A 16,128-nucleotide genomic window follows, 5' to 3' on the forward strand; every position below is an offset into this window, starting at 1 on the left:
ACAGAAAGCGAACATGCGCAAGGTCGCGGAGCAGTCCGGCGGCGGCACTGGCGCTGCGCACCGCGCGTCCCTATAGCTGATTGATGGCTTCCAACCAGAAACAGAAGAAACCCGCCAAGGTCCGCCCCGCTGGCCTGCCGACCCGCGAACAGGTGATGGACTTCATCGCGGATGCCGACACGCCCGCCGGCAAGCGCGAGATCGCCAAGGCCTTCGGCCTCAAGGGCCAGGAAAAGATCGCGCTCAAGGCGCTGTTGAAGGACATGGCGGATGAGGGGCTGATCGACATCGGCCCGGCGCGCGCCTTTCACAAGATGGGCGGCGTGCCCAAGGTGACGGTGCTGCGCATCGTCGATGTCGACGACATGGTGCTGATCGCCACGCCCGAACGCTGGGAAGCGGAGGGCCAGCCCGCGCCACGGCTGCGCGTGGTGGAGCGAGGCAAGCGGGGGGCGCTGACGATCGGCGACCGCATCCTTGCGCGCACCGAGGAAGCAGGACGCGGCTGGATCGCGCACCCGATGAAGAAGCTCGCCAAGGCCAGCGAGGAATTGCTGGGCGTGGTCGAGGAAATGGCGGACGGCAAGCTGTGGCTGCGCCCGGTCGACAAGCGCATCCGCAAGGATACGCCGATCAGCGACGCGGGCGAGGCGAGGCCGGGCGACCTGGTGCTGGCGGAGCCGCATGGCCGCCCGCCGCGCATCTCCGCGCGAGTGACCGACATATTGGGCGATCCCTTCGCGCCGCGCAGCTTCAGCCTGATCGCGATCCACAAACATGGCATTCCCCATGTCTTCCCGGAGCGGGTCGAGGAGGAAGCGCTGGCCGTCGCCAGCCTGCCGCTGCACGCGGACAAGCGCGAGGATCTGCGGCATCTGCCGATCGTCGCGATCGATCCGGTCGATGCGCGCGATCATGACGATGCGGTCTGGGCCGCGCCGGACGAGGATGAGGCCAATCCCGGCGGTTACAAGGCGATCGTCGCGATCGCCGACGTCAGCTATTATGTGCGGCCCGGCAGCGCGCTCGACAAGGAAGCGCGCAAGCGGGGCAACAGCGTCTATTTCCCCGACTTGGTCGTGCCGATGCTGCCGCACCAGCTTTCGTCGGACATGTGCTCGCTGCGGGCGGGCGAGGACCGGGCGGCGATGGCATGCCACCTCACCATCAACGCCCAGGGCAAGGTGACGGCGTGGCGCTTCACGCGGGCGGTGATCCGCGTGGCGGCGGTGCTCGCCTATGAAGATGCGCAAGCGGCGATCGACGGGACCAAGGACAATGGCTTGCTGGAACCGGCGCTGAAGCCGCTCTGGGCGTGCTGGGCGCTGCTGCGCAAGGCGCGGCAGGCGCGCGACCCGCTGGCGCTTGACCTGCCCGAGCGGCGCGTGGTGCTGGACGAGATGGGCAAGATCGTCAGCGTCGCGGTGCGCGAGCGGCTCGACGCGCATATGCTGATCGAGGATTATATGATCGCGGCCAACGTCGCTGCCGCCAAGGCGCTGGAAGCGAAGAAGGCGCCGGTCATGTATCGCGTTCACGAGCCGCCCAGCCGCGACAAGCTGGTGGCGCTCAAGGATTATCTCGCCACCTTCGACATCAGTTTCGCGCTGGGGCAGGTGGTCAAGCCCTCCACCTTCAACCAGCTGATCGCGAAGATCGGCGAGGCGGAGGAAAAGCCGCAGATCATGGAGATGATCCTGCGCAGCCAGACCCAGGCCTATTATGCGCCGCAGAATATGGGGCATTTCGGGCTGGCGCTGGGCAGCTACGCGCATTTCACGTCGCCGATCCGTCGCTATGCCGACCTGCTGGTGCACCGGGCGCTGGTGGGCGCCTATGGGCTGGAACTGCCCGCGCCCAAGGGGAAGGACGTTCCGGACCGCTCCTCGCTGAGCCAGGACGATTATGAGAATATGGGCCGTGTCGGCGAGATGATCTCGGGCCATGAGCGGCGCGCGATGGAGGCCGAGCGGGAAACGATCGACCGCTATGTCGCGGCCTATCTGGCGGCGCATGTCGGCGAGGTGATGCCGGCGCGCATCACGGGCGTGCAGAATTTCGGCTTTTTCGCGACGGTGGAGGGATTGGGCGGCGACGGGCTGGTGCCGGTTTCGACGATGGGCGCCGAGCATTTCTTCTATGACGAAGCGGGCAAGGCCCTGCAGGGCGTCGAGAGCGGCGATCGCTACACGGTGGGGCAGCGGCTGGAGCTGCGACTGGCGGAGGCAGACCCGATCAACGGCTCACTGCGCTTCGAGCTGCCCGACTCGCCGGCTCCCCGCGGGGGACCAGTGAAGCGCGACCGGACCCGCCCCGGAATCAAGCGGGGCCGGCCGACCAACATCCGGCATATGGGATCGAAGCGGGGCAAGCATAAGCGCTGAACCGCCGCACTGCGCCCGCGTGGCAAGTCGCCCGCACGCGGATTGCGTCACTGAATGCGCGTGGCAGTCTCTATCAACTCAGCCGGTCGATCGCGTCGGCGTCGAGTCCGCCGGGAATGACCATGATCGGGCAGGGCAGCTTGCCGGCATCCGCGCCAGCGAAATGCGTGACGAGCTTGCCCGGATTGCCGCTCGCCGCTGCGCCCAGCACCAGCGCGGCGACATCGTCCATTTCCTCCAGCGTCTTGCGGACGACAGCCACGGCATCGCCCTGGCGCACGGTGATGCTGGGGCGGATGCCGGATTCGTCGCTCAGCGTTCCCGCCGCGCTGGTGACCAGCGCCTCGGCGCGTTGCAGCGCTTCATCCTCCATCGTCGCTTGGACGCCGCCCCACTGCACGAACTCGGCGGGCGGGATGAGGGCGAGGATGCGCACCGCGCCGCCGGTCTTCGCGGCGCGCCGGGCGGCAAAGCGGAGGGCGGTTTCCGCCTCCGGCGATTCGTCCACAACGACCAGATATGTCCGCATTTTTAATCGCCCCCGCGTTGAACTTATGGCCGTGACGGTCGGGAAGAAGACGTCAACGAACCAGTCAGGTGAAATGTGGGGTATAAATGACGTCTGCGCAAGCCGCTGCTTGACCGATCCGGCGAATGGGTGGAAACACGGCGGCAAATGGCGACCGCCGGATAATCAAGAAGAGGCCCCGCACGCATGAGCAAGAAGATCCAGATGCCCGCCCTTTCGCCCACGATGGAGGAAGGCACGCTGGCCAAGTGGCTGGTCAAGGAAGGCGATACCGTCTCGTCCGGCGACCTGCTGGCGGAGATCGAGACCGACAAGGCGACGATGGAATTCGAAGCGGTCGATGAGGGCGTCGTCGCCAAGATCCTGGTGTCGGAAGGCAGCGAGGGCGTGAAGGTCGGCACCGTGATCGCGATCATCGCCGAGGAAGGCGAGGATATCGCCGCGGCTGCCGCCGGCGGCGCCGATGCGCCCGCGCCCAAGGCCGATCCGGTGCCGGAAAAGGCGGAGGCTGCGCCCGCGGCCAAGGCCGACGCCGTTCCGGAGAAGCCCGTCGCCGCGCCGGCATCGGGTGATCGCGTCAAGGCGAGCCCGCTCGCGCGTCGCCTGGCCGAAGCCAAGGGCATCGACCTGGCAAGCGTCAAGGGCAGCGGCACCAACGGGCGCATCATCAAGGCCGATATAGAGGCCGCGCAGCCCGGCGCTGCACCCGCCGCCGCCGCTGCACCCGCAGCCGCTGCCGCCGCCGCGCCGGCTCCCGCGCCGGTCGCGGCCGCCGCACAGGATTTCGGCATCCCGCACGAGGTCATCAAGCTCAATGGCATGCGCAAGACGATCGCGCGCCGCCTGACCGAGTCCAAGCAGCAGGTGCCGCACATCTACCTGACCGTGGACATTCAGCTCGACAAGCTGCTGAAGCTGCGCGCGGAACTGAATGCCGGCCTGGAAAGCCGCAAGGTCAAGCTGTCGGTCAATGATCTGCTGATCAAGGCGCTGGGCGTCGCGCTGGTGCAGGTGCCCGAATGCAATGTGCAGTTCGCAGGCGACCAGATGCTCCAGTTCAAGCGCGCCGACATTTCGGTCGCCGTCTCGATTCCCGGCGGCCTCATCACGCCCATCGTGACCGAAGCCGACAGCAAGGGCGTCGCCGCCATTTCCACCGCGATGAAGGACCTTGCCAGCCGCGCCAAGGACGGCAAGCTGAAGCCCGAGGAATATCAGGGCGGCACCGCGTCGCTGTCGAACATGGGCATGTTCGGCATCAAGCAGTTCGAAGCGGTTATCAATCCCCCGCAGGCCATGATCATGGCGATCGGCGCGGGTGAGAAGCGGCCCTATATCGTCGAGGACGCGGTGCAGATCGCGACCGTCATGTCGGCAACCGGCAGCTTCGACCATCGCGCCATCGACGGGGCGGATGGCGCCCGCCTGATGCAGGTGTTCAAGGAGCTGATCGAGAACCCGATGGGCCTGCTCGCCTGATGGGCCACCCGGACGAACAGCCGCCGGAAGCCAGCCCGGCAGTACGCATCATCGCCATGCCCGCCGACACCAATCCCTATGGGGATATTTTCGGCGGCTGGCTGATGAGCCTGATGGATTCGGCGGCCGGTTCGGTCGCGGCCCGATACAGCCACGGCCGCGCCGTGACGATCGCGGTGGAGGGCATGACCTTCCTGCGGCCTGTCGTCGTCGGTGACGAGGTATCCGTGTTCGCGACCCTGAAATCGGTCGGCCGCACGTCGATGAAGATCGATGTCGAGGCCTGGCGGCGGACCCGGCATGACGACCGCAGCTATCGCGTGACCCGCGCGACCTTTACTTTCGTGGCGATCGGCGAAGATCGCCAGCCCCGTTCCGTGCCGCCGCTTCCGGCGGAATAGATTAGAGAGACTGATCATGGCTGAGAATTACGATCTCATCGTTCTGGGCTCCGGCCCCGGCGGCTATGTCGCCGCGATCCGCGCCGCCCAGCTGGGGCTCAAGACCGCCATCGTCGAGCGCGAGAATCTGGGCGGCATCTGCCTCAACTGGGGTTGCATCCCCACCAAGGCGCTGCTGCGGTCGGCTGAAATCTACCATTATATGCAGCATGCCGGCGATTATGGCCTGGCCGCCGAGAAGATCAGCGCCGACATCGCCGCCGTGGTGAAGCGCTCGCGCGGCGTCGCCAAGCAGCTCAATCAGGGCGTCACGCACCTGATGAAGAAGAACAAGATCACCGTTCACATGGGCGATGGCAAGCTGACCGGGAAGGGCAAGCTCAGCGTCACCAAGGACGGCAAGACCGAGGAACTGACCGCCAAGAACATCATCCTGGCCACCGGCGCGCGCGCGCGCGACCTGCCTGGCACGCCGGCCGATGGCAAGCGGGTGTGGACCTACCGCCACGCGATGACCCCGCCGGAAATGCCGACCAAGCTGCTGGTCATCGGTTCCGGCGCGATCGGCATCGAATTCGCCAGCTTCTACAATGACATGGGCGCGGACGTTACGGTCGTCGAGATGATGGACCGCATCGTGCCGGTGGAGGATGCGGACGTATCCGCCTTCCTGGAAAAGGCGCTCAAGAAGCAGGGCATGACCATCATGACCGGCGCGGGCGTCAGCGACATCAAGGTCACGGACAAGGGCGTGTCGGCCAAGCTCAAGGACAAGGCCGGCAAGGAAAGCGCCGCCGAGTTCAGCCATATGATCGTCGCCATCGGCATCGTTCCCAATACCGCCGACATCGGCCTGAAGGAACTGGGCGTCGCGGTGGACGATCGCGGCTTCCTCAAGACCGACGAGATGTGCCGCACCAATGTCGAGGGGCTGTGGGCGATCGGCGACATCACCGCGCCGCCGTGGCTGGCGCACAAGGCGAGCCATGAGGGCGTGATCGCCGCCGAAGCCATCGCCGGCAAGCATCCCCACGCCATGGATGCGCGCAACATCCCGGGCTGCACCTATTGCCATCCGCAGATCGCCAGCGTCGGCCTCACCGAAGCCAAGGCGAAGGAAGCGGGCTATGACGTGAAGGTCGGCATGTTCCCCTTCATCGGCAATGGCAAGGCGATCGCGCTGGGCGAGGCGGAAGGCTTCACCAAGACCGTGTTCGACGCCAAGACCGGGGAATTGCTGGGCGCCCACATGATCGGCGCGGAAGTGACCGAGATGATCCAGGGCTACACCATCGGCAAGACGCTGGAGACCACCGAGGCGGAACTGATGCACACGGTTTTCCCGCATCCGACCATTTCGGAATCGATGCACGAAAGCGTGCTGGCCGCTTATGGGCGCGCGCTCCATATCTGATCGGCGGATATCACTGGCGAAGGGCGCGGGGGCTTTGTCTCTCGCGCTTTTTTGCGTGCTGCTGATCGCGCTGGCGCAGCGGGCAGGCTGGCTTGAGGGCGTCAATGTCGGATTGATGACGCTGGCGGGCGAGGGGCGCGAAACCGGCCCGGGCGGAACGGTGACGATGGTGATGCGGCTGGCGTCGGCGATCGGCGGCACATTGGGGCGCATCACGCTGCTGGCGCTGGTTCTGGCGCCGCTGCTATGGGCGGGGCATCGCCGCTCGGCCGCGTGGCTGGCGGGGATGATGGCGGGCGGCACATTGCTGAACCTGGGGCTGAAGCAAATCTATGCCGCGCCGCGTCCCGACCTGCTGCCGCATCTGGACATCGTCCACAGCTACAGCTTTCCGAGCGGCCATGCGGCGGGCAATATGATGTTCTTTGGCGCGCTGGCGCTGCTGGCGGGCGGGCGCGTCGCGCACACCCTGGCCGCGACGATGATCCTGCTGATCGGCATCAGCCGTGTCTGGCTGGGCGTGCATTGGCCAAGCGACGTGCTGGCTGGCTGGATCGAGGGGCTGGGCTGGCTGGCTTTCTGCGCGGTGTGGCTACCAGCGCGGGGAGGGGAGGAGCAGCGCGCGGGTGATGCTGTCATGAGGCGGCATGCCGTCGGCGGTGACGAAGCCATGGATCCAGAAACTGTCGAGCACGCACGCGGCCGCGATCAGCAATAGTGGGATGGCGGCGCAGGCCAGCAGCCGCTGCGCCCCGGCCACGCCGCGCGCCGGCGACAGCGCCAGCAGGACAAGCGGCAGGACGGGCAGGAAATAGCGGCCCTGCGTTCCCTGGATATAATCGGCGCCCAGCGGCGTGCCGGTCAGATACATGGCGGTTTCAATGAGCAGCGCGACTCCTGCGGCGATGGCGAGCCACCAGAGGCGCTGACCGATGCCGAAGCGCGCGCCCGACCCGCAGGCGATACCCGCGCCCAGCATCAGCAACGCGAGAGGGTAGGCAAGCAACGGCAGCAGGATCGCGTTCCAGCCGAAGCGGCCGACGATCTGAAGCGCGTAGACCGGCGCGCGCTCGATCACGCTGGTGGCGAGGATGCGGATGAAGGAGACAGGGTCGGCCAGGATGACGGCCAGTTGATCGCGCAGCGGCGCGGTCATCATCGTCTCGCCGGTCTTGCGCGACTGGATATGGTAGAGCGCCTGGCTGCCGCCCGAATAGTGCATCCAGCCGATGAATGCGACCACGCCCAGCGTCATCGCGCCCAGGATCAGCCATAGACGCGCGTCGCGGAGGCCCCGCCAGCGCACCCCTGCGGCCATCAGCGGCAGATAGACGCCCTTGCACAGCGCCAGCAGCGGGCCAGTCACGAGCAGCGCCGCCGACGACAGGGGCGCTGGACGCATGAACGCGGTGCGCAGCGCGAGCGCCAAACCCAGAAAGCCGAGGCCATTGATGACGGCGTCAGGCGACAGCGATCCCGTCTGATAGACGAAAGTCGGCAGCAAGGCGGTCGCCAGCAAGGCATTGCGGCCCAAGGGCAGCAGGCGCAGGGCAGCCAGCAGCAGCGCCAGGCCGGCGAGCGCATTGACCAGGCGACCAAGATAGAAGCTGCCGAGCGCCGGCAGGCCAACGACGCCGCCCACCGCCAGGCCGGCCGCACCGGGGGCGTAGAGACTCGGCGCGTAGCTAGCGACATTGGGAAAATCGGCGAAGGCGCGGCCCGGACGTACAGCATCGGCGGCGGCGCTCCTTGCCAATTGCTCCGCGTGGAATTGGCGAGGACGCGGCGGAACGTCGGTCGGGAAGTCCTCCGCATGGATGGCCAGGGCGGCGCGCGGCAGTTCGGCGCCGATCGCGGCGCCCCGCTGCTCGGTCAGCAACTTGTCTTCGGTCAGGCTCAGCGCCTTCATATAATGTTGGTTTTCGTCGGGCGCCTGAAAGGGTGGCGTGACGAGCGCGAAGAAGAGGGTCGCTGTGCAGATGGCGGCGAAGAGCAGCCGTTCCAGGCCGCTCCACGGCGTCGCCAACAGCATGTCGGCGCGCGACGGGCCTGAAAATCTCTGTCTCTCGTTCCGCATCGCCAACGGCTTAGCCCGACCGGCTTAACATTTCGCGACTGTGGCCCGGCGACCGATCTTCGCCGCCGGGACGTTGCCGTGCGGCCGCGCTATTCCGCTTCGGCAACCTGCTCCACGGGGGGATGGAGCCGCAGGCGGCTGACGCGGCGGCTGTCGCTGGCGGTGACTTCCAGTTTCCAGCCGCTTTCGGGATGCTCCAATATCTCGCCCACTTCGGGAACGCGACCGGCGAGCACGAAAGCGAGGCCGCCCAGCGTGTCGACATCTTCCTCGACGTCACCAAGCCGCGCGTCAATGTCCCGCGCGACATCGTCCAGTTCTGCGCGCGCGTCGGCATCCCACAGCCCCTCGTCCAGCGGCACCAGCATCGCTTCGGGCGCATCGTCATGTTCGTCCTCGACGTCGCCGACAATCTCCTCGACCAGATCCTCGAAGGTCAACAAACCCTCGGTGCCGGAATATTCGTCAAGGACGATCGCGAGGTGGGTGCGCTTGGCGCGCATTTCGGCGAGCAGGTCGAGTGCGCCCATGCTTTCGGGCACATAGAGGGGTTGGCGGATCAATGGTGCGAGCGTATCGGGCACCGGCGCCTTGCCCGCCATGATGGCGAAGGCGTCGCGAATGTGGATCATGCCCACGATCGTATCGAGATTTTCGCGATAGACGGGAATGCGGCTGTGGCCGGCTTCGGCGAACAGCGCCGCAAGATCGGCGAAACTTGCCTTCTCCTCGATGGCGATAATGTCGGAGCGGGGTACGGCGACATCGTCGACCGTATGCTCCGAAAAATGCAGCAAGTTGCGCAGCATCTGCCGCTCGATTGCGGACAGGTCCCCCTTTACCGGCGGGTGATCTTCCTGTTCTTCCTCGTCATATTCGTCGAGTGCTTCCTCCAGCTCCTTGCGGAGGCTGGTTTCCTCATTCTCGCCGAACAGGAGCGACTTGATGCCGCTCCATAAACCGCCCTCGCTGCTACTGTCCGCCTCTTTCGAAGCGTTGCCGTCCTTGGGGCTGCCCTCAGCCATCGATCGTCCTAGTCCCCTGTTTCAGCGCCGTTTCAAGTCCGCCCGCTACCCGGCCAGCTTGGAAAAAAGCGCCATCAAATATCCTCGCGATCCCCATAGGGATCGGCCAAGCCCAGCGACGCCAGCGCGGCGATCTCCAGCGCTTCCATAGCTTCGGCCTCATTGTCGTCCATATGGTCATATCCGAGCAAATGAAAAGTCCCGTGAACGATCAGATGCGTGGCATGATCGGCGATGCTGATGCCCTTTTCGGCGGCTTCGGCGGCGCATACGCCTTCTGCCAGAACGATGTCGCCCAGCAGCACCTCACCATCATCGGTGTTGGCGGTGACTTCCAGCAGATCGTCCTGGACCATCGGGAAGGACAGGACATTCGTCGGCTTGTCCTTGTCGCGATAGGCGCGATTGAGGGCATGGACTTCCTCATTCGACGTCAGCTTGACCGCGACCTCGTAGAGGGTCGCATCACTGGCGAAGGCGGCATAGGGGCTGTGCGCAATGGCCGTGCTGACCGCGCGCTGGGCGATCAGTTCCCAGTCGGCGCCAGGCCAGCCATCCTCATGCAACAGGGCGACTTCGATCATGATGCCGCCATTCGGTAGGGGTTGAGCGACGTCGCAGCCTTGCGCCGCCCGGCTTCCCGTTGCGGCACGCCGAGGGCGGATGCATTATAGCGCTGATCAGGCATCCGGGCCCTCATAGGCCTGGACGATGCGACCAACCACCGGGTGGCGGACCACGTCGCCGACGCCGAAAGGCACCATGGCGATGCCCTCCACCCCTGCCAGCCGCGCCACGGCGTCGGCAAGGCCGGATACGCCCGGTTGCGGCAAGTCGACCTGCTTGGGATCGCCGCAGATCACCATGCGACTGCCTTCGCCGAACCGCGTGAGGAACATCTTCATCTGGGCGATGGTGGTGTTCTGCGCTTCGTCCAGCACGATGAAGGCGTTGGCGAGCGTACGGCCGCGCATGAAGGCGAGCGGCGCGATTTCGATCTCGCCCGACGCGATGCGTCGCTCGACCTGTTCGGCGGGCAGCGTATCGTAAAGCGCGTCGTAGATCGGGCGCAGATAGGGATCGACCTTGTCCTTCATGTCGCCGGGCAGGAAGCCGAGGCGCTCGCCCGCTTCCACGGCCGGACGTGACAGGATGAGGCGATCGACGCTGCCGGTGATGAGCTGGCTCACCGCCTGGGCGACGGCGAGATAGGTCTTGCCTGTGCCCGCCGGACCCAGCGCGAAGATGATGTCGTTGCGGTTGAGCGCCTCCATATAGGTGACCTGCGTCGCCGAACGGGGGACGATCGTCTTCTTGCGCGTGCGGATCATCACCTTGGGCGGTTCGGCGACGTCATGGCGAATGATGCCATCCAATGTGGGTTCGGACGACATGGCGATGACGGCCTCCACCGCGCCGGCGTCGATTTCCTGACCCGCGACGATGCGATTGTAGAGGCCGGTCATGACGTCGCGGGCGCGGGCGGCGGCTTCGGCCTCGCCCTCGATCTGCAGCTTGTTGCCGCGCGCGGCGATGTAGACGCCAAGGCGATTTTCGATCGCGACCAGATTTTGATCATATTGCCCGAACAGGGCGCCAAGCAGGTGCGGACGATCGAACGTGACTTCCAGCCGCGCGCGCTCGGCCGCATCGGCGCGCGCATGATGATGCGGTTTTTTCGACATTCAGCGACCTCCCTCTCTGCCCGTCCCGCTCGTTCCTCCGAGCGACCCTGACCCTTGCCCCGACGCTGGCGGAGCGGATGGGAAACGGGCTCCCGCTTCTGCGGGATCGACGGATTTTGAGATCAAGCGGCCTTCCTCCTGGTTAAGTCGCCGGCCAGGCTGTTCGGGCCGGCGCTGATGATGTCGACGTCGATCATGTCGCCGATGCTGAGGTCCGGGGCGGTCACGACAACGGATTGGAGCCAGGGCGACTTGCCGATCAGCTGGCCGGGATGACGCCCCTTGCGCTCGAGCAGGATGTCGGTCGTGCGCCCGACCGTCGCCGCATTGAAGTCCGCCTGCTGCCGGTTGAGCAGCGCCTGCAGGCGCGCGAGCCGTTCGTCCATCACCGCGGCGGGGATTTGATGATCCATGTCGGCCGCAGGAGTGCCCGGGCGCGGGCTATATTTGAAGGAATAGCATTGCGCATAGCGCACTTGCTCGACGATGCGCAGCGTATCCTCGAACTCCGCATCCGTTTCGCCGGGGAAACCGACGATGAAGTCGCCAGACAGGGCGACGTCAGGCCGGGCCTGCCGCACTCGCTCGATGATGCGCAGATAGCTGTCGGCGCTGTGGCTGCGGTTCATCGCCTTGAGGATGCGGTCGTTGCCCGCCTGCACCGGCAGATGGAGGAACGGCATCAGCTTGTCGATTTCGCCATGCGCGGCGATCAGGCCGTCGCTCATGTCGTTGGGATGGCTAGTGGTGTAACGGATGCGGCGCAGCTCGGTGATCTTCGCCAATTCGCGGACCAGGCCATCCATGCCCTGCATCCGGCCCTTGTCATCCTCGCCGGTCCAGGCGTTCACATTCTGGCCGAGCAGCGTGATCTCACGCGCGCCGCCATCGACCAGCGCCTTGGCCTCATCGAGGATGGCGCTCCAGCTCCGGCTGGTTTCGGCGCCGCGCGTATAGGGGACCACGCAATAGGTGCAGAATTTGTCGCAGCCTTCCATGATGGTGAGGAAGGCGGTGGGACGCGCCTGTTTCGTGCGCGCGGGCAGCGCGCCGAACTTGGAGGCGAGCGGCATGTCGGTGTCGACCGCCGCTTCGCCGCGTCCGACCTTGCCGATCAGGTCGGGCAGGCGGTGATAGGCCTGCGGCCCGACGACGATGTCGACATTGCGCGCGCGGCGCTGGATCTCGCCGCCCTCCGCCTGGGCGACACAGCCGGCGACGGCGATCATCGGGCGGCTGCCATCCTCGCGCGTCAGGCGGCCGATGTCGGAATAGACCTTGTCCACCGCCTTTTCGCGAATGTGGCAGGTGTTGAGGATGACGAGGTCGGCCTCCGCGCCGTCCGCGGCGGCGGTCATGCCCTGCGTGCCCAGCATTTCGGCCATGCGCTCGCCATCATAGACGTTCATCTGACAGCCAAAGGATTTGACGTGGAAAGTCGCTGGCGCAGTCTTTGCCGAATTTTGCGGGGTGTCGTTACGATTCATGCAGGCCAGCTATACAGGGGGCAGCGGGGGAGCGGAAGAGCGCTGATGCGCGGCGATGCTCTCAGCGATCCTTTCACGCGCCAGCGCGGCGATGGCCTTGCGATCGGCGCAATCGGCAGGGTCGAAGGGGGCAAGGAAGCGGATCGTCACCGGCAGCGCGCCCTTGCGGCCCAGGATGCGCATGACATTGTGGCGCGCGGGTTCCTCGCCCACCCATGCGATGTCCGGCGCGGCGGAGCCATAGTCGATATGGATGGGCTGGATCAGGACCGGGCGCGGCGGCGGCAACAGCACGGCGAGCAAGGTGGGCTTGAAGGGCAGCAGGCCCGTGCCGTCGCTGGTCGTCCCTTCGGGGAAAAGCGCGACCGGCTGGTGCCCCAGCATCGCTGTGCGCAGGGCGTCGATCTGCCGTGACAAGCCGCCGCGCCGCTCGCGCGACACGAACAGTGTGTTGTTCTGCGCAGCGAGCCATCCGACCACGGGCCAGCGCGCGACGCCATCCTGCGATACGAAGGCAGCGCCGGTCGCGCCCCCCAGCGCCAATATGTCGAGCCAGCTGACATGATTGGCGAGCAGGAAAATGTCACCCTCGGCCGGGCGCCCCTCCACCCGCACCCGCGCCCCTACGGATCGCGCGGCGAGTCCGAGAAAGCGAGGCGGCCAAGGCGAGCGCCGGCCAAGCAGGCGGCAGGCGAGATGCGGGACGAGGCACAGCAGCAGGCTGCCGGCCAGCGCCGCCAGCCTACCCGCGCGTCGCAGCGGCGCCAGATAGTCAGTTCTTGCGGTCGAGGGCGACGCCGTACAGCTCCATACGGTGATCGACCAGCCGGAAGCCCAGCTTTTCGGCGATTTGCTTCTGCAGCTGTTCCAGTTCCGGATCGACGAACTCGATGACATTGCCGGTTTCGACGTCGATCAGATGGTCGTGATGCGATTCCGGCGCTGCTTCGTAACGGGCGCGGCCGTCGCCGAAGTCATGGCGCTCCAGGATGCCCGCTTCCTCGAACAGGCGGACGGTGCGGTACACGGTCGCGATGGAAATGCCGGGATCGATGGCCGCGGAGCGCTTGTGCAGTTCCTCGACGTCGGGATGATCGGTGGCGTCGCTCAGAACCTGGGCGATCACCCGGCGCTGTTCGGTGATGCGCAGCCCCTTTTCGTGGCAAAGGGCTTCGACGTCAATTTTGCGGTTCATGCAGGCTCGCTTACTGGCTTCATGCGAAAAGTCGGACAAAGCCTAGCGGCTTTTGCCCATGCAGGAAAGGGGCGCATCGGCCGATGCGCCCCTTTCCAGTCGACCCGAGGAGGATAATGCGCGATTATTTGCCGCGGGTGCGACGACGCTTGGTGCCAAGGCCAATCTTCTTGGCGAGGTTGCGGCGCTGTTCGGCATAATTGGGCGCGACCATCGGATAGTCGGCGGGCAGACCCCATTTCGCGCGATAATCTTCCGGCGTCATCTGATAATGAGTCATCAGGTGGCGCTTGAGCATCTTGAGCTTCTTACCGTCCTCCAGGCAGACGATATAGTCGGGCTTGATCGACGCGCGCACCGACACAGCCGGTTCGGGCCGCGCTTCGGGCGTTTCGACCGGCTCGTTGAGGGCGGCGAGAGCTGCATGAACATTCTGGATCAGCGTCGACACATCCGAGACGGCAACGCTATTGTTGGAGACATGCGCTGCAACAATATCCGAGGTCAGCGTGATGAGCAGTTCGTTCTGAGCGGATTCGGTGTCCATTATCCTGTTTCCTGCCAAGCTATATTGTGATGCGACCCGCCCGACAGAATATTTTCAGGAGCGGCACTGCACCGCCTAGGCGTGACAAGAGAATTGCGCAATAGGCGATTGCGTCAATTGCGCATGTCTATGCGAAAACTCAACGCGTCATATAATTGACCATCATTGCCGCGATAGTAACCGGGGCGGCGATGGACATATTCGAAGCCAATTTTCTCATAGAGTTGGATCGCGTTGTTCGACGCGCGGACTTCCAGGTTCATGGTGACAATGCCGCGACGGCGCGCGGTGCGCAGGCTCTCGCGCAGCAATGCTTCGCCCACGCCTCGCCCACGCCAAAGCGGCGCGACCGCCAGCAACAGCAATTCGCATTCGTCGAGCACCGAGCGGACCAGCGCGAATCCGAGCGGTGAGGCGTCCAGCCGCGCGATCGTCAGCCAGGTGCCGGGCAAGGTCATGACGCCGGAGAGCTGTGGCAACGTCCAGGCTTCGCCAAAGGCGGGGTCGAAGGCGGCGACCATCACCTCCATCGCGTCCGCCATCGCGTTGCGATCGACGGTGTCGAACAGATCGAGGTTGAGGCCGGGCATCATGACAGGCCGCGCTCCGCCATTGTTTTCGCGTCGGCGCCCCGACCGTAGATGGGAGAGGGAGGCAAGCCGGGCAAAGCCGCGATCAAGGGCCAGACGCTGGCGTCGGGATAAAGGGTGACGGCGGTGCCGCTGCCGCGCGCGGTGACGAGCGCTTCGGCGCCCGTGCCGTAGATGACGGGTGCGTCGATCCGGCTCGCCAGTTCGGTGATCGGAGTGGAGCGGATTTCGTCCGTCGCGCTCTGCCCATCGGCAGTGAAGGACTGCCAGAAAAGTTCGCCATGACCGCCGGTGATGGTGACGATCAGAGGGCCTTGTCCATGATCGCGCGCCGCCTGCGCCGCGATCAGCGAAGGCGCACTGAAGCCGTGCAGCGATATGTCCCAGGCCAGCGCCAAGGCGCGCGCGGCGGCGATGCCGATGCGCACGCCGGTGAAGCTGCCCGGGCCCACATCCACGGCGATGGCGTCCGCCCGGCCGCCGTCGGGCAGGGCCGCGATCGCCGGCAGCAATGCTTCGGCATGACCTCGGCCGACAATTTCATGGAATTGCCCGATCGGTGCGCCATCCTCCAGCAGCGCCACGGACAGGGCCTGTGTCGCAGTGTCGATCACCAGCAGGCGCAAAGATGACTCCCATGCAGCGTCCGCCGGATGCGGATTCGCCTAGCGGTTAGTCGATCCGACGCGATTTGCCAAATTGTCGCGCCGCTTCAGACCGCGCGAACCTCCGTCACTTCGGGCACATAATGTTTGAGCAACTGCTCGATCCCGTTCTTGAGCGTGGCGGTCGAGGAGGGGCAGCCCGAGCAGGCGCCCTGCATCTTTAAATAGACCGTCCCCTTGTCGAAGCCGCGGTAGATGATGTCGCCGCCGTCATTGGCGACGGCGGGGCGCACGCGGGTGTCGATGAGCTCGCGGATCTGCTCCACGATCTCGGCGTCCTCCGGATCGTCGGCGAACGTCTCTTCCTCGGCCGGCACATGGATGCCGCCCGCGGACCCAGCGGCGAAGAGCGGCATGTCGGCCGAAAAATGATCGAGCAGGATGGCGAGCACATCGGGCTTCACGTCGCGCCAGTCCGACCCCTCGCCAATCGTGACCGAGATGAAGTCGCCGCCGAAGAAGACGCCCTTGACGTCGCCCAGCGTGAAGAGAGCGCTCGCCAGGGGCGACGCTTCTGCATCCTCCGGAGACGCGAAATCGCGGGTGCCCGCGCCCATGACCACACGGCCGGGCATGAATTTGACGGTGGCCGGGTTCGGCGTGAGTTCGGTCTCGATCAGCATGGCGCGCATGTGGCGATTTGCCGGCGC

16 protein-coding genes and 1 pseudogene are annotated in these 16,128 nt (G+C 65.7%); 5 read left to right on the plus strand and 12 right to left on the minus strand.

Annotated elements, in window-relative coordinates:
- The first annotated feature begins 83 nt into the window (after positions 1-83).
- Positions 84-2,384, plus strand: coding sequence for a ribonuclease R (gene rnr, locus ACGGKE_RS01075; RefSeq protein ID WP_394439325.1), 2,301 nt, complete (start codon positions 84-86; stop codon positions 2,382-2,384).
- A 73-nt stretch (positions 2,385-2,457) separates the two neighbouring features.
- Here the strand turns inward: rnr and ACGGKE_RS01080 are convergent, their stop codons facing one another.
- Complete coding sequence (locus ACGGKE_RS01080; RefSeq protein WP_394439327.1) at positions 2,458-2,913, minus strand: universal stress protein; 456 nt, start codon at positions 2,911-2,913, stop codon at positions 2,458-2,460.
- 186 nt (positions 2,914-3,099) lie between these two features.
- Between ACGGKE_RS01080 and ACGGKE_RS01085 the strand changes: the two genes are divergently transcribed.
- The 4 genes and pseudogenes from ACGGKE_RS01085 to ACGGKE_RS01100 all read left to right on the plus strand — a co-directional run.
- Complete coding sequence (locus ACGGKE_RS01085) at positions 3,100-4,392, plus strand: pyruvate dehydrogenase complex dihydrolipoamide acetyltransferase (protein ID WP_394439329.1); 1,293 nt, start codon at positions 3,100-3,102, stop codon at positions 4,390-4,392.
- On the plus strand, positions 4,392-4,793 hold the full coding sequence (locus ACGGKE_RS01090) for an acyl-CoA thioesterase (protein WP_394439331.1): 402 nt from the start codon (positions 4,392-4,394) through the stop codon (positions 4,791-4,793). The genes ACGGKE_RS01085 and ACGGKE_RS01090 overlap by 1 nt, the downstream gene beginning before the upstream one ends.
- A 16-nt stretch (positions 4,794-4,809) precedes the next feature.
- The gene (gene lpdA, locus ACGGKE_RS01095; RefSeq protein ID WP_394439333.1) at positions 4,810-6,207 is read left to right on the plus strand and encodes a dihydrolipoyl dehydrogenase; all 1,398 of its coding nucleotides are present in this window, start codon (positions 4,810-4,812) and stop codon (positions 6,205-6,207) included.
- Between the two features lie 289 nt (positions 6,208-6,496).
- A pseudogene (locus tag ACGGKE_RS01100) lies at positions 6,497-6,751 on the plus strand (phosphatase PAP2 family protein); the annotation flags it as partial.
- Between the two features lie 48 nt (positions 6,752-6,799).
- Here ACGGKE_RS01100 and ACGGKE_RS01105 read toward each other — a convergent pair.
- The 11 genes from ACGGKE_RS01105 to ACGGKE_RS01155 form a co-directional block, all read right to left on the minus strand.
- Positions 6,800-8,284: a DUF2142 domain-containing protein gene (locus ACGGKE_RS01105; protein ID WP_394439335.1), complete on the minus strand. Its 1,485-nt coding sequence runs from the start codon at positions 8,282-8,284 to the stop codon at positions 6,800-6,802.
- Between the two features lie 89 nt (positions 8,285-8,373).
- Positions 8,374-9,309 carry a hemolysin family protein gene (locus ACGGKE_RS01110; RefSeq protein WP_394439337.1) on the minus strand — a complete coding sequence of 312 codons (936 nt, stop codon included), beginning with the start codon at positions 9,307-9,309 and terminating at the stop codon, positions 8,374-8,376.
- Between the two features lie 74 nt (positions 9,310-9,383).
- Entirely contained in the window at positions 9,384-9,893 is a 510-nt protein-coding gene (ybeY, locus tag ACGGKE_RS01115) for an rRNA maturation RNase YbeY (RefSeq protein ID WP_394439339.1), read from the minus strand.
- A 96-nt stretch (positions 9,894-9,989) separates the two neighbouring features.
- Positions 9,990-10,994: a PhoH family protein gene (locus ACGGKE_RS01120; RefSeq protein ID WP_394439341.1), complete on the minus strand. Its 1,005-nt coding sequence runs from the start codon at positions 10,992-10,994 to the stop codon at positions 9,990-9,992.
- Positions 10,995-11,116: 122 nt separating this feature from the next.
- Positions 11,117-12,481, minus strand: coding sequence for a tRNA (N6-isopentenyl adenosine(37)-C2)-methylthiotransferase MiaB (gene miaB / locus ACGGKE_RS01125; protein ID WP_394439343.1), 1,365 nt, complete (start codon positions 12,479-12,481; stop codon positions 11,117-11,119).
- A 9-nt stretch (positions 12,482-12,490) separates the two neighbouring features.
- Entirely contained in the window at positions 12,491-13,249 is a 759-nt protein-coding gene (locus tag ACGGKE_RS01130) for a lysophospholipid acyltransferase family protein (RefSeq protein WP_394441646.1), read from the minus strand.
- Between the two features lie 4 nt (positions 13,250-13,253).
- On the minus strand, positions 13,254-13,676 hold the full coding sequence (locus ACGGKE_RS01135) for a Fur family transcriptional regulator (RefSeq protein ID WP_017184208.1): 423 nt from the start codon (positions 13,674-13,676) through the stop codon (positions 13,254-13,256).
- Positions 13,677-13,800: 124 nt separating this feature from the next.
- Entirely contained in the window at positions 13,801-14,223 is a 423-nt protein-coding gene (locus ACGGKE_RS01140) for a MucR family transcriptional regulator (RefSeq protein ID WP_394439345.1), read from the minus strand.
- A 113-nt stretch (positions 14,224-14,336) separates the two neighbouring features.
- Positions 14,337-14,816 carry a GNAT family N-acetyltransferase gene (locus tag ACGGKE_RS01145; protein ID WP_394439346.1) on the minus strand — a complete coding sequence of 160 codons (480 nt, stop codon included), beginning with the start codon at positions 14,814-14,816 and terminating at the stop codon, positions 14,337-14,339.
- Entirely contained in the window at positions 14,813-15,439 is a 627-nt protein-coding gene (gene tsaB / locus ACGGKE_RS01150) for a tRNA (adenosine(37)-N6)-threonylcarbamoyltransferase complex dimerization subunit type 1 TsaB (protein WP_394439348.1), read from the minus strand. The genes ACGGKE_RS01145 and tsaB overlap by 4 nt, the downstream gene beginning before the upstream one ends.
- Before the next feature lie 86 nt (positions 15,440-15,525).
- A complete protein-coding gene (locus tag ACGGKE_RS01155) occupies positions 15,526-16,101 on the minus strand; it encodes a NifU family protein (RefSeq protein ID WP_394439350.1) in 576 nt (191 codons plus the stop codon).
- Between the last annotated feature and the right edge of the window lie 27 nt (positions 16,102-16,128).

The sequence above is a fragment of the Sphingobium naphthae genome, assembly GCF_043589935.1.
In the GTDB taxonomy this organism is placed as follows: Bacteria; Pseudomonadota; Alphaproteobacteria; order Sphingomonadales; family Sphingomonadaceae; genus Sphingobium; species Sphingobium naphthae_A.